This window comes from Cupriavidus sp. GW822-FHT03E04 (genome assembly GCF_058801495.1).
This window is the reverse complement of record NZ_JBXANI010000001.1, coordinates 23343-35603: the sequence shown is the minus strand read 5'-3', so window position 1 is coordinate 35603 and position 12261 is coordinate 23343. Positions and strand designations below refer to the sequence as shown.

The following is a 12261-nucleotide window of genomic DNA, read 5'->3' as shown; positions in this document are numbered from 1 at the left end:
GTGGCGTGTGGATTGCGGACAGGTTCCGACCCAGGCCTGCACAACAAGGCCGCGCGGGCTTCCCCCTGGATGGACATGCACCGAAACCGCTCAGGCGTTCGGAACCATCATAGACCCGATCGCGCAATGGGCATAGCCGGCTCGCGCCTGCGAAAATCCGTGGCTGGGCGCGGCGCTGCAAGGTGCGCGGGCTGAAACGCAGGAATGCAAAACGCCCGCCGGCATGACTGCGGGCGGGCGTTTTGCGCTCGACGCTGGACTGGGCGGCGCGAGGCCGCCGTGCCGGGATCAGGCTGCCAGGGCTGCCACGGCGCCGTTGGCGGCGACCAGGCTGGCTTCGCGGGCTTCGGGGCCCATTGCCAGGCCGTGGGCGCGCACGTACGTGATGTCGGTGAGGCCCAGGAAGCGGAACACCACGTCCACGGTCTGCTCATGCAGGTCCAGGGCGTTGGCGTCCTGGCGCACGCCGCCGCGCGACGACACCACGATCACGCGCTTGCCGCCGGCCAGGCCGACCGGGCCGGTCTCGGTGTACTTGAAGGTGCGGCCAGCCTGGGCGATGCGGTCGATCCAGGACTTGAGCTGGCTGGGGATGCCGAAGTTATATTGCGGCACACCGACGACCAGCACGTCGGCTTCGAGGAATTCCTTGAGGAAGGCTTCGGTGCGTTGCAGCTCGCTTTCCTGCACGGCGTTGAGGCCGTCCTTCGGGCCGCCCAGCACGGGCAGCAGCGCGCCGGACAGGTGCGCCGGCGCGTCCTGGTCCAGGTCGCGCACGGTCAGGGTGGCTTCGGGGTGCTTGGCGCGCAGGTCGGCGACCACCTTGGCGGTCAGGCTGCGGGAAGCGGAATGGCCGCCAAGTACGCTCGAGTCGATTTGCAAGATCTTCATGTTCATCTCCACTGGGGTTCGGGTTGGATGAATGAAAGATAGCGGTCTGCTATTGATGCCGGTAGTGGGGCAAAATAGAACTTATTGTTCCAGGCGCAGAACGCAGGCGGGCTGCTACCCTGGCTCGCTCCTACCGCCAAGGATGATCCATGCAAGACCTGAATGATCTTTCCCTGTTTGCCCAGGTGGTCCAGCACGGCAGTTTTTCGGCCGCGAGCCGTGCCAGCGGCGTGCCGAAGTCCCGGCTCAGCCGGCGCATTGCCCAGCTGGAGCGCGACCTGGGGGTGCAATTGTTGCGCCGGACCACCCGGCAGGTGCGCGTGACGCCCATCGGCGAGGCCTACTACGAGCGCTGCCGCGCCATGCTGGCCGAGGCCGAAGCGGCGCGCGAAGTGATCGAGCAGGCTCGCGACCAGCCCGGCGGCACCTTGCGCGTGAGCTGCCCCGTGGCAATTGCCCAGAGCCTGCTGGCGCCCGCCATCGGGCATTTCATGCAGGCCAATCCCGGCGTGCGCATCGAACTGGAAGCCACCAATCGCCGCGTGGACGTGATTGCCGAAGGCTTCGACCTGGCGCTGCGGGTGCGCGAGGTGATGGACGACTCGTCGCTGGTGGTGCGCACCTATGGCGAGAGCCCGCTCATGCTGGTAGCCAGCCCGGCGCTGCTGGACAGCATCGGCCGCCCGCGCACGCCCGAGGCGCTGGACGGCATGCCGGGCGTCAACCAGAAGCCGCACGACGGCAAGCATGTCTGGACGCTGACCTGCAATACCGGGCAGTCGATCCACGTGCCGTACGATCCGCGCCTTGTCACCGACGAATTCGCCCTGCTGCGCGCGGCCGCCATCGCGGGCATCGGCGTGGCGATGCTGCCGCGCATGTTCTGCCGCGATGCCATCGAGAGCGGGGAACTGGAGGTGCTGCTGCCGCAGTGGATCATGCCGGTCGGGACGTTGCACGCGGTCTTCCCCTCGCGCAAGGGCATGCCGCCGGCGCTGCGGCGCTTCCTGGATTTCCTTGCCGACATCCTGCCCGAGACGGCCTGCAAGGCGGGCATGCAGCCGCCGCGCCAGCCTGGCATGCACCGGCCCGTCGGCCAGATCTGAGACGCGTCCGCGCAACTTGTGCCTTTACCTTCACCGCGCGGCGCACTAAGGTGAATATGCGTGCCGCGCGTGGAGCCAAAGGCGCTTCGGCTGCGGGCGGCTCATTCGTGCTTTCATTTTCTGATCCGGACAAGGAGTGACGACCATGAGTGGTTCTCAGCCATCGCAGGACCTGGGCAAGGCGGTACTGCGCATTGTGCTCGGCGTGCTGGTCCTGCTGCACGGGATCTCCAAGCTTATTGCCGGGCCGGGGTTCGTGACGCAGGTGGTGACGCAGGCCGGCCTGCCCGTGGTGCTGGCCTACGGTGTCTATATCGGGGAAGTGGTGGCGCCGGTGCTGCTGATCCTTGGATTGTGGGCCCGGGTCGCCGCGCTGATCGTCGTCGTGAACATGCTGGTGGCAGTGAGCCTCGTCCATATGAAGCAGCTAGGCATGCTGGCCGACACCGGTGGCTGGGCGCTGGAATTGCAGGCGATGTTCCTGGGTAGCGCCATCGCGGTCGCGCTGCTGGGCGCGGGGCGCCTGAGCGTGGGCGGCGTCAACGGCAAGTGGAACTAGCGTAGCTGCCGCTCGGGGGCGTCCTGAGGGCGTCCTGAGGGCGTCCTCAGGGTGTCCAGCGGCCCAGCGTTTCGGCCACGAACATGTCGGGCGGCAGCGCGGGGGACCACAGGTAGCCCTGGCCAAGGTCGCAGCCCAGGGCTTGCAGCGCGTCGCGCTGCGCGGGGGTCTCGATGCCCTCGGCCACGCATTCCAGCTTGAGGTCGCGCGCGAGGTTGATGACGTTGCGGCAGATCGCCGCGCGCTGGCTGTTGCCGGGCACCGCCACCACGAACGAGCGGTCGAGCTTGATCTGGGTGAAGGGCAGGTCCGCCAGCAGCTTGAGGGTGGCAATGCCGATCCCGAAATCGTCGATGGCCACGCCGTAGCCTAGCAAGCGCAGGCGGTTCAGCGCGATCGACAGGGCACGGGTGTCGCAGACCGGGTAGCCCTCGGTCAATTCGATGTTCAGCAACTGGCGCGGCATGCCGCTGGCTTCCACCATGGCGTCGAAGGCGTCGAGCACGCCGGGCCGGCACAGCGTCTGCGCGGATGCATTGATGCTCAGCGGGATGCGCACGCCGCGCGCCAGCAACTGGCGCTGCACCGACAGGCATTGCTGTCCCGCCAGCTGGAAGATGGCATCGGCCTCGCCCAGCGCCTCGAGCCTTGGGATGAAGAGGTCGGGCCGGATCAGGCCCATGGCCGGATGGCGCCAGCGGCAAAGCGCTTCCGCGCCGGCCAGCGCGCCGGTGCTGATCCTGAACTGCGGTTGCAGCATGATGAAGATGGCGCCGGGCGTGCGCACCGCGGCCAGCAGCTCGCGGTCATCCGGCTGGCTTGGGGTCGCCGCCGGGGCTTCGGCGGTGAGGTCGCGCTCCAGCGCATCCTGCAGGATTTCTTCCAGCACCACCGCCGAGATCGGTTTGCGCACCGCGCGCACGTGGGCGAGCCCAACCGAATCGGCCAGGCTCACATGGGAATCGATGATGTCGTCCTGCAGCGCGGACACCCATACCCACAGGGGCTGGGCGCCGGCGAAGGCGTGGTCCTTGCGCCGGGTCAGCTCGTCCATCATGCCGGGCCCGTTGAGTCCTGGCATCTCGATATCGCAGAGCACGAGGTCGACCTTGCGCGCGGCAAGCAGGTCCAGTGCAATGCGGCCGTCCGCGGCGCAATGCACGTCGCTGACACCCAGCTGGGTCAGCAGCTGTTCCGCCGCCAGCAACTGGAACGGGTGGTCATCGACCACCAGGGCGGACAGTCCGGCGTAGCGCGTCTGCATGGTTGGCTCGGGATTAGGTCGATGGAAATCGGCCGGTGAGAACGGGCAGTGGATTCGAGGCAGGCTTCGTCCATAGTAGCGCACATGCCGCACGGTGGGCGCGCCTTTGCGCCGGTGGATGCCGACGTCGGCGTACAGGGTTCGCGCGGCGGGGGAGGGGGCCAGACGCCGGAAAGCAGGCGATATTCCGTTGCGAGTGCCATCTTGGGCGGAAACGCCGCGCCCAGACCCGCTACAATCGTCGCCCGAGGTATTTGATGATGGCGTTTCGATAATGGGTTTTGGCTGGTTCGGATTTTCGACCTTGTGGCTTGTGCCGCTGGTGTGGCGCCAGGTGGCGCGCCTGCTCGCCGGCGAGCGCCGGTTTTTCAGTGGGCGCGGCACGCTGCGCGTATGGCTTGGCACGTTGATCGTGCTGTGCGCAAGCGCTTCGCTCGAAGCGCTGACAGGCGCGGCGGGCGAGGGCGGCATGGCAGGCAGCACGTCGGGTGGCAGCGCCGGGCGCGCGCTGGGCACCCTGGTTTCCGGCATGCTCGGCTGGAGCGTCAGCCTGCTGCTGATGCTGGGCGTGCTGGCCCTGGCCGCGCCGATGGTGTTCGGCGAAACCTGGCGCAGCCTGTTCCTGCGCAAGCCCAGCTTGCCGGAGCCGGACGAGGCCGAACTGGCGCCCCAGCGCCCGCCCGCCCGCGCCGCGCGCGAGCCGGACAGTTGGGAGACCACTCACCTCGGCGCCACGCACACCGCGGTGCCGGGCTCGACCGACTATGTGCCGCGCCACAAGGGCATCGAAGCCGTATCGGCGCGGCGCCAGCCAGTCTGGCAGCCGCCGGCGCGCACCCGCAACTCGCCGCCGCAGCCGGGCGAGATCTGGCTGCAGCAGGCCGGGCCGCCGGGCGCCGCCAAGCCGGAGGCCCCTGCACCCGCATCGCCACCGCCTGTAGCCAAGGCGCCCGCCAGGCCGGCGCCGCTGCGCACCCCCAGCCAGCCGCAAGCCACTAGCCCGGCAACCGCGCGCGCGGCATCTGTCGCGGCGGCGGCGGCTGCTGCTGCTAGTGCCGCGGCGGCAGTGCAGGCCCGCGCAGCCAGCCCTGCCCCGGCTGCGGCTGCACGCGCGACCGTGGCCAGCAGCCCGGTGCGCCAGCCGCAGATGAGCGCACGCTCGGCCATCACGACACTGCCGCAAGCCAATGTGCGACCCGATGCGCAACCCGCCCAGCCCGCTGCTGCAAAGAGTGGGACGACAGCTGCCGCGGTGCGGCCGGTTGTCGTGCCGGTCGGGCAGGACGACGATGCGCGCAAGCACCGAAGCGAACAGGTTGCCACCGTGCCAGCGGGGCCGGCAGAGCCTGAAGCGCTGTCCGGCCAGGCGCAGGAAACGGAAGTGCTGGAGGCCGAGGCCGTCCCCGCTGTGGCGCCCGCCGAGCCGCAGCCTATGGCGGTGCTGTCCACCGAGGACATGGCCATTCCCGCCGCTGCATCCGTTGACGCCCAGCAGATTGCGCAGCCGCGTGCGGAATCCGCCGGCGAAGGCGCGACACCCTCCGTGACGCTGGATGCGCTCCGCCTGGAAGCCGAGGCGCTGATGGCGGAGCTGAGCGCACTGGCCAGCGCCTGGAAGTCGACGCGGCCTGCGGCTCCGGTGGCCGACGCGCAGCCGGAGCCGGAAGCCGCTCCTGCGGTCGCCGCTGTTGTCGCCGAGGCAGGCTCCGATGTTGTCACCGGTGCCGTAAGCGAGGTAGCAGCGCCGGTCGTGGCTGAAGCCTCGATCGAAAGCCCGGCCGAAGCAACAGCCGAAGCAGTGGCCGAAGCAGCAGCCGAAGCCAGCGACGAAGTCGTTGCCGAGCCGTCCGCCATGGATACCGAAGTGGCTGTCCTGGCCGAGCCCGAGGCGGTTGCCTTGCCAGAGGTTGTCCTGGCGCCTGAGGTGGACGAACGGGCGATGCTTCAGGAGCCGGAAGGCGCCGCCGAGCCGGCTGCGCGGGCCCAAGCAGAGCCGGAAGCGGAGCCAGAAGTAGAAGCACAAGCCGCAAATATCCTGTTCGTTCAGGATGCCGAAGCTGACCTGAGGCCCGCAGGCGGCCCCGAACCTGAAGCCGAACCTGAAGACGCCAAGGAAGAGATCGCCGAAGGCGTTCTCGATGCCAACCTGCTGGTCGAGCACCGCAGCGAGGTTAGCGCTGCCAGCCGCGCGCCTGAGATAGAAGAAGCGCCGGTTCCGCTGCCCGAAGCACTGCCAGCCACGCCGCCGGCGCCCAAGCCGCGCATCGTGCTTCCGGCCGTGGTCGGCAAGGTGGTGGCGCTCGATGCGCCGGTAGCCGCCGCCGCACCCGCCGCACCCGCCGCATTCGCCGTATCCGCGGCACCCGCAGCCGGTGCCGTGCCGGCGTCGCAAGTCATTGCCGTCACGCCGCCGCCGCCCCGTATTTCGGACTACCGTTTGCCGGACCTGGGCCTGCTGGAAACCGCCACGGCGGACATCCAGCAGGTGACCGAAGAGCAGTTGCAGGAAACCGGCAACCTGATCGCGCAGCGCCTGGCGGAGTTCAAGGTGCCGGTGTCGGTGGTTGGCGCCTCGGCCGGCCCGGTCATCACGCGCTTCGAGGTGGATCCCGCCATGGGCGTGCGCGGTGCGCAGGTGGTCGGCCTGATGAAGGACCTGGCGCGGGCGCTGGGCGTGACCTCGATCCGCGTGGTCGAGACCATTCCCGGCAAGACCTGCATGGGGCTGGAGCTGCCGAACGCGCGGCGCCAGATGATCCGCCTGTCCGAGATCGTGGCGGCCTCATCGTTCCTCGCGCATAACTCGCATCTGGTGCTGGCCATGGGCAAGGACATCACCGGCAACCCGGTGGTGACCGATCTCGCGCGCGCGCCGCACCTGCTGGTGGCCGGCACCACCGGCTCGGGCAAGTCCGTGGCGGTCAACGCCATGATCCTGTCCTTGCTGTACAAGGCCACGCCGGACGATGTGCGCCTGATCATGATCGACCCCAAGATGCTGGAGCTGTCGGTCTACGAAGGCATCCCGCACCTGCTGTCGCCGGTGGTGACCGACATGAAGCAGGCCGCGCACGCGCTCAACTGGTGCGTGGGCGAAATGGAAAAGCGCTACCGCCTGATGTCGGCGCTGGGCGTGCGCAACCTGGCCGGCTTCAACCAGAAGATCCGCGCCGCCGAGGCCGCGGGCGAGCACGTGCCCAATCCGTTCTCGCTGACGCCCGATGCGCCCGAGCCGCTGCGCACGCTGCCGTTCATCGTGGTGGTGATCGATGAGCTGGCCGACCTGATGATGGTGGCCGGCAAGAAGATCGAAGAACTGATCGCGCGGCTGGCGCAGAAGGCCCGCGCCGCCGGCATCCACCTGATCCTGGCCACGCAGCGCCCGTCGGTGGATGTGATCACCGGCCTGATCAAGGCCAATATCCCGACCCGGGTGGCTTTCCAGGTCTCGTCCAAGATCGACTCGCGCACCATCCTTGACCAGATGGGCGCCGAGAGCCTGCTGGGACAGGGCGACATGCTGTTCCTGCCACCGGGCACCGGCTATCCGCAACGCGTGCACGGCGCCTTTGTGGCCGATGACGAAGTGCACCGCGTGGTGGAGCACTGGAAGCAGTTCGGCGAGCCCGACTACGACGAGGCCATCCTCGCGGGCGATCCTGCCGAGGCCGCGGCGTCGGACCTGTTCGGTGAAGGTGGTGGCGATGTGGAGGCCGACCCGCTATACGACGAAGCGGCCTCCTTCGTGCTCACCAGCCGGCGGGCCTCGATTTCCGCCGTGCAGCGCCAGTTGCGCATTGGCTACAACCGTGCGGCGCGCCTGATCGAGCAGATGGAAGTGGCGGGACTGGTCTCGCCGATGGGCCGCAACGGCGCGCGCGACGTGCTTGCCCCGGGCCCGGGCGATTGACGTTGGCGGCAGGCGTGCCGCCCAACCGGAGACGATGATGGATGCCAAGGGCAACCCGCCGCCCGTGCCACAGGGCAACCTGCTGGCGCAGGTGCCGGTCGACCGGACTGCCGAGCGCTTCGAAGCCCTGCTGGAGCGGCCCGGCCTGAAGATCGAGCGCATCGTCTCGAACGGCCAGGCCAGCCCAAAGGGCTTCTGGTACGACAGCGCGCAGGACGAGTGGGTGCTGCTTGTGAGCGGCAGCGCAGGCCTGCACCTGGATGGCGAGGCCGAGCCGCGCACGCTCGCGCCCGGCGACTACCTGCATCTGCCGGCGCATTGCCGGCATCGCGTGGCGTGGACGGATGCGCAACAGCCTACGGTCTGGCTGGCGGTGCATTGCAGTGCGCCAAGCCAGATTGAAGGCTAACGTCAAGCGAGCCGAAGCCGGCAGCGCTTAACACTACCTCAGCCCCCTTCAACCGGAAACACCGGCTCCCCAAGGTTCAGCATCAACCGGTTCGCCCACGCAAAGATGGCGATCGAGTGGATCAGGTCGAGGATCTCGGCATCGCTCACGCCCACCTCGCGCAGCGCGCGCAAGGTGTCGGCATTCACCGCATCCGGCTGCTCGGTCAGCGCGATCGAGAATTTCGAGATCGCCTGCTCGCGCGCGGTGGTGCCCGCCGTATGCGGGTCCTCGAACACTTGCGTGATCACATCGTTGCGCTTGGCCAGTTGCTCGAAGCGCTGGGCATGCACCGACGCGCAGTACACGCAGCCGTTGATGCGCGACACCACCGTGCTGGCCAGCTCGCGCTCGGCGCGCGCCATGCCGCCGGGGGCGTACATGATGGCGTTGAAGGCGGTGGAGCGCTGGCGCAGGATTTCGGGCTGATGCACCAGGAACAGGTAGTAGTCGGATACCTTGGCCTTGGGATGGCTTTCTTCCAGCACCGCGATCTGCTCTGGCGTGGCCTGGTCCACCTGGACCACGTCCAGCCAGGCTTTCCAGTCGAGCACCTCGTTGGTGAAGCCGTTTGCCTTGATGGGTGCGCTCATGCTGCAGCCTCCTGGGATTGCAGGGTGTTCAGGGCCTTCAGGCCGGCTACCAGGCGCACCTGGTAGGACAGGAAGGCGATCAGCTGCGCCAGCGTCACCACCTCGGGCGTGGCCAGGCCGGCGGCGGGCAGGGCCTTGAGGGCAGCTTCGTCGCCCGCTACCGGGTTCTCGATCAGCGTGCGGGTGAAGGCGAGGATGGCACGCAGGCGCGGATCGGCCAGCGAATCCGGATTGCCTTGCCCGGCCACGGTGACCAGGTCGGCATCGGCGCCGGCTTGCGCCAGGCGCGCGCTGTAATGCGCAACCAGTTCCGGCGCGGGCGTAAGGCGCGCGGCGTACAGCGCCACCAGCAGACGCTCGGATAGCGGCAGGCCGGGAAGGGCGGGATCGAACAGTGCGTCATAGCTGCCTTGCGTGGCGGCGGCGACCTTCTCACGCTGATGGCGCAATGCGTGGGTGGCCGAGCCGGCGGCGAGGCCGGCAACGTTGTCCACCACGTCGGCGGTGGCAGGATTGGCTTGGGTCATGATGGGGTTCTCGGTCTTGACTCAGTGATTTTGTTGTTCGGCAAATCAGGCTTGGCCAGCGTGGCGCGCCACGGCGCGCGCCAGGAAATCGCGCACGCCGATCCACGATTGCTCGTCCGCCACGGCATTGGCCGCCGCTGTGCCGCCCGTGGTGCTGATGCGTCTGGATACCGGATGTGCATAGACCATCTGCGTGGTCGGCACATACGGGAAGAGGATGGCGTGGCCGGCTTGCTCGAAATCAAGGTGCTTGACGTCGTGCGCATGCCCCACCTCGGCCAGCTTGTCCGCCACCATGCGCGCATACAGGCTGGAAGGCCAGGAGCCATCGTCGGTGCCCGACAGCAGCATCACCGGCCCGCGGATCGCCTCCACGCGGATGCGGGCGCGCGCCACCGCTTCGGGGTCTTGCAGCGCGGTCAGGATGGCGCGTTCATGCCGATGAGGCGCCGGGCCTTCGTCAAAGGGCGCCCAGCTTGCCGTGCGGTTGTTCTCCCACACATGCGGCAGCGGCTTGCCGTGGTGCAGCCAGGCGGGGCCTTCGCGGCCGATGGCGGGATCGGCGGCGTTCTGCGCGCTGTGCACCACCGCGCCGGGCACGTAGCCGATCACAGCCGAGACCAGCTCGGGGAAGGTTGCGCCCAGCAGCAGCACAAGCTCACCGCCGCGCGACTGGCCCGACAGCGCGATGAAGTCGCGCGCAGGCCGGACGTGCTCGCGGATCCAGTGCAGGCCGCGCTCGAAGTATTCCAGCGGCGTGTTGGAGATGTAGTCCGATAGCCCCGGCGCCTTGAAGTATGCCAATGCCAGCGCGGCATACCCGCGCGAGGCGTAGAGCGCGGCGCGCGGTTCGTTGATGCCGCCGCCAGAGCCGTTGAGCACCATCACCGCCGGATGCGGGCCGGGGCCCGCGGGCAGGTAAAGCGTGCCGACCAGCCCGTCCTCGCGCACTTCCCGGCGGGTCACGCCGGCAGCAGCCAGGCGCTGCACCAGTTCGCCGTGTGCTTGCGCGCCATCGGCCCGCACCGTGATCTCGGTCACGAGCGGCCGGGTGGCGTCAGCATGGAACTGCTCGCGGCTGTCGCTATCGACCGGGCGCTGGGACCACAGCAAGCCCATGGGGCTCACGCCCGAGTAGCTGCCCGACAGCGGCGCGTCGCGCTCCAGGTCCACGGTGCCGGCGGCGTCCGCCGCGAACGTGGCTTCGCTGGCCCAGGCAAGCTCCCGGCCGCGCAGCGTGCGCGTGGCGATGGCAATGGTTTCACCGGGACGCAGTCCCGACACGGAAATCCGCCGCGCGACGTCGATCAGGTCGTCGGCTGGGGTGATATGAAGCTGTGCCATGTTCGCCCGCCTTACTTGCCGTCGCGCGTGACCATCATCGCCGCGGTGCGGTCGCTGGTCATCGGCGCCACCTTCAGGCCCTTCCTGGCGGCCCAGATGTTCTGGTAGTGGTAGAGCGGCAGTACGCCCACATCGTCCGACACCAGCTTGACCGAGCGGCGCAGGATGGCCTCGCGCTTGGGCACATCGAACTCGGCGGTGGATTCATCCAGGGCCTTGTCCACGGCCGGGTTGCTGTAGTGGCCCCAGTTGGAGGCGCCCAGGCCCTTCTTGGCATCCACGGTGGCCAGCACGTTGACCAGCGCATAGCTGGCCTCGCCGGTGCCGTTGCCCCAGGCCAGCATGCTGAGCGCGTACTCGTTCTTGTTGGCGCGGCCGGAGTAGACCGACCAGGGCACCACTTCCACCTGGGTCTTGACGCCGATGCGAGTCCAGAACTGGGCAACCGCCTGCGCGGTCTCCGGGCCTTGCGGGTAGCGGTCGTTGGGCGCGTGGATGGTCAGCTTGAAACCATCCTTGAACCCGGCCTCGGCCAGCAGCTTCTTGGCCTGCTCCGGATCAAAGGGGATGTCCTTGACCTCCGGGTTGTAGCCGAAGGTGTTTTTCGGCATCCACTGGTTGGCCACGCTGGCGGTGTTCTGCAGGATGCGGCCCACCACCGCCTGCCGGTTGATGGCGAGCGATAGGGCGCGGCGCACACGTACATCCAGCAGCGGGTTCTTGTCCAGCGGCTTGCCGGCGTTGTCAGTGATGTACGGATTGGGGCCGGGCTTGAAGCTCGGCTGCAGCAGCATCACGCGCAGGCCGGCATAGGGAAACACGCTGATGTTGGGCGATTGCTTGAGCTTGGCCAGGTCCGACACCGAGACTTTGTCGATCACATCGACGTCGCCGGACAACAGCGCGGCGGTGCGCGCCGGCCCGTTGTTGATGTAGCGGTAGCTGACCTGCTGCCAGGCCGGCTTGCCGCCCCAGTAGCCATCATTGCGCGCCATCATCACGCGATCGCCCGGCGTATAGGAGATGAACTTGTACGGGCCGGTGCCGACCACGGCGCGGCCGCTGTTGTAGTCCTCGGTGCTGGACTTTTCGCCGACGTGCTTGCTGACGATGTGGATCGAGGCCAGGTTCAGGGGCAGATCCGGGTTCGGGATATTGGTCTTGATGACCAGGGTGTACGGATCCTTGGCATTCATCGACTCGATGGTGCGCAGGTAGCCCGCGTACGACGCCACGCTGCCCGGCACATTGCGCGCGCGCTGGTAGGAGAAGATCACGTCCTCCGCGCCGAAGGGCTTGCCGTCCTGCCACTTCACATCGCGGCGCAGCTTGAACTCCCAGGTCTTGTCGTCCAGCGCTTTCCACGACAGGGCCAGCCCCGGCTGCAGCTTGTTGTCCTTGTTCTCGATCAGCAGGTCCCAGAAATGCAGGTCGACGGAGCGGTCGCCGGCATGGTTGTTGAGCTGCGGGTCCAGCGACGAAAGCGGATCGGCAAAAGCGATCGACAGGGACTGCGCGGAGGCCGCGCCGGCGCAGAGCATGGCGGCAACGGTGGCGCTGATCGAGAGGGACAGCAGGCGTTTCATGAGCAGGTTTCCTCGGGGCGTGAGAAGGGTTGA

Annotated in this window: 8 protein-coding genes and 1 pseudogene; 4 read left to right on the top strand and 5 right to left on the bottom strand. The window is 68.2% G+C overall.

Annotated features, from left to right (window positions below; all coding sequences use genetic code 11):
- Window positions 1–288: 288 nt before the first annotated feature.
- Window positions 289–891, bottom strand: a complete 603-nt coding sequence (locus AC1RQC_RS00145; protein ID WP_416048637.1) for an FMN-dependent NADH-azoreductase — start codon at window positions 889–891, stop codon at window positions 289–291.
- Window positions 892–1040: 149 nt separating this feature from the next.
- Between AC1RQC_RS00145 and AC1RQC_RS00140 the strand changes: the two genes are divergently transcribed.
- Both AC1RQC_RS00140 and AC1RQC_RS00135 read left to right on the top strand, forming a co-directional pair.
- On the top strand, window positions 1041–1997 hold the full coding sequence (locus tag AC1RQC_RS00140; RefSeq protein WP_174426354.1) for a LysR family transcriptional regulator: 957 nt from the start codon (window positions 1041–1043) through the stop codon (window positions 1995–1997).
- Window positions 1998–2142: 145 nt separating this feature from the next.
- Window positions 2143–2556 carry a DoxX family protein gene (locus AC1RQC_RS00135; protein WP_492374846.1) on the top strand — a complete coding sequence of 138 codons (414 nt, stop codon included), beginning with the start codon at window positions 2143–2145 and terminating at the stop codon, window positions 2554–2556.
- A gap of 46 nt (window positions 2557–2602) precedes the next feature.
- Here AC1RQC_RS00135 and AC1RQC_RS00130 read toward each other — a convergent pair whose 3' ends face one another.
- Window positions 2603–3820, bottom strand: a complete 1218-nt coding sequence (locus AC1RQC_RS00130; protein ID WP_492374845.1) for an EAL domain-containing response regulator — start codon at window positions 3818–3820, stop codon at window positions 2603–2605.
- A gap of 274 nt (window positions 3821–4094) precedes the next feature.
- On the opposite strand from AC1RQC_RS00130, the gene AC1RQC_RS00125 reads away from it, so the two are divergent.
- Together AC1RQC_RS00125 and AC1RQC_RS00120 are read left to right on the top strand one after the other, a co-directional pair.
- The gene (locus tag AC1RQC_RS00125; RefSeq protein ID WP_492882249.1) at window positions 4095–7730 is read left to right on the top strand and encodes an FtsK/SpoIIIE family DNA translocase; all 3636 of its coding nucleotides are present in this window, start codon (window positions 4095–4097) and stop codon (window positions 7728–7730) included.
- Between the two features lie 34 nt (window positions 7731–7764).
- The gene (locus AC1RQC_RS00120; protein ID WP_492374843.1) at window positions 7765–8139 is read left to right on the top strand and encodes a cupin domain-containing protein; all 375 of its coding nucleotides are present in this window, start codon (window positions 7765–7767) and stop codon (window positions 8137–8139) included.
- Between the two features lie 38 nt (window positions 8140–8177).
- Here the strand turns inward: AC1RQC_RS00120 and AC1RQC_RS00115 are convergent.
- The 3 genes and pseudogenes from AC1RQC_RS00115 to AC1RQC_RS00105 form a co-directional block, all read right to left on the bottom strand.
- A pseudogene (locus tag AC1RQC_RS00115) lies at window positions 8178–9298 on the bottom strand (CMD domain protein).
- Window positions 9299–9343: 45 nt separating this feature from the next.
- The gene (locus tag AC1RQC_RS00110) at window positions 9344–10642 is read right to left on the bottom strand and encodes an acyl-CoA thioester hydrolase/BAAT C-terminal domain-containing protein (RefSeq protein ID WP_492882248.1); all 1299 of its coding nucleotides are present in this window, start codon (window positions 10640–10642) and stop codon (window positions 9344–9346) included.
- 11 nt (window positions 10643–10653) lie between these two features.
- Window positions 10654–12228, bottom strand: coding sequence for an ABC transporter substrate-binding protein (locus AC1RQC_RS00105; protein ID WP_492374841.1), 1575 nt, complete (start codon window positions 12226–12228; stop codon window positions 10654–10656).
- Window positions 12229–12261: the final 33 nt, after the last annotated feature.

Excerpts from the sequence above, each read along its gene's own strand:
- AC1RQC_RS00135 (WP_492374846.1), top strand. The coding sequence starts at position 2,143 with ATGAGTGGTTCTCAGCCATCGCAGGACCTGGGCAAGGCGGTACTGCGC.
- AC1RQC_RS00145 (WP_416048637.1), bottom strand. The coding sequence starts at position 891 with ATGAAGATCTTGCAAATCGACTCGAGCGTACTTGGCGGCCATTCCGCT.
- AC1RQC_RS00105 (WP_492374841.1), bottom strand. The coding sequence starts at position 12,228 with ATGAAACGCCTGCTGTCCCTCTCGATCAGCGCCACCGTTGCCGCCATG.
- AC1RQC_RS00140 (WP_174426354.1), top strand. The coding sequence starts at position 1,041 with ATGCAAGACCTGAATGATCTTTCCCTGTTTGCCCAGGTGGTCCAGCAC.
- AC1RQC_RS00120 (WP_492374843.1), top strand. The coding sequence starts at position 7,765 with ATGATGGATGCCAAGGGCAACCCGCCGCCCGTGCCACAGGGCAACCTG.
- AC1RQC_RS00110 (WP_492882248.1), bottom strand. The coding sequence starts at position 10,642 with ATGGCACAGCTTCATATCACCCCAGCCGACGACCTGATCGACGTCGCG.
- AC1RQC_RS00125 (WP_492882249.1), top strand. The coding sequence starts at position 4,095 with ATGGGTTTTGGCTGGTTCGGATTTTCGACCTTGTGGCTTGTGCCGCTG.
- AC1RQC_RS00130 (WP_492374845.1), bottom strand. The coding sequence starts at position 3,820 with ATGCAGACGCGCTACGCCGGACTGTCCGCCCTGGTGGTCGATGACCAC.